The sequence below is a fragment of the Curtobacterium sp. MCBA15_016 genome (genome assembly GCF_001865105.1).
GTDB lineage: Bacteria > Actinomycetota > Actinomycetes > Actinomycetales > Microbacteriaceae > Curtobacterium.
In genome coordinates, this window is sequence record NZ_MJGR01000045.1 from 2,381 (window position 1) to 3,138 (window position 758).

The window sequence follows — 758 nt, forward strand, 5'->3', positions numbered from 1 at the left end:
CGACACCGTCACCGAGAACGAACGGATCCGCGACGAACTGTGGGGCGTCGTCTACGGCATCTGGGACCACATCAAGAACTCCGGCGCGTTCGACGCCGACTCGCTCACCCTCGACTGGGTCGGCGCGATCCCGGGCAAGCGGGAGTACCGACGGTTCGTGGGCGACCACACCCTCACCCAGCAGGACCTCCTCTCGCAGCGGACCTTCCCGGACACGGTCGCGTTCGGCGGGTGGTCGATCGACCTGCACCCGGTCGAGGGCGTCTACGCCGAGACGGCCGGGGCGCAGCAGCGGTACACGGACGGCACGTACGACATCCCGTTCCGCTCCCTCTACTCGGCGGACGTCGCCAACCTGCTCTTCGCCGGCAGGAACATCTCCGCGTCGCACGTCGCGTTCGGGTCGACCCGCGTGATGGCCACCTGCGCCACCCAGGGCCAGGCCGCCGGGACCGCCGCGCACCTCGCCGCCCGCCACGGCTTCACGCCGCGCGAGCTCGGCACCGACCACGTCGCGATGCTGCAGCAGACGCTCCTCCGCGAGGACGCGCCGCTCATCGGCGTCCGGGCCCACGACGGGGCGGACCTCGCCCAGCGCGCCCGGATCAGCGCGAGCAGCGAACTCGTCCGGCTCGACACCACCCCGTGGGCGACCGCGGACACCTTCGCGCTCGACCGCGACGCGGCGCTGGTCGTGCCGGTCGACCCCGTGCTCGGTTCCGTCGCGTTCCGGACCGTCGCCGACCACGACACCGACG

Annotated in this window: 1 protein-coding gene; it reads left to right on the forward strand. The window is 72.4% G+C overall.

All coding sequences use genetic code 11. The features are described 5' to 3' along the window. Positions 1 to 758: FAD-dependent oxidoreductase (locus tag BIV03_RS16120; protein ID WP_139202038.1), on the forward strand; the 758-nt coding region annotated here is incomplete at both ends.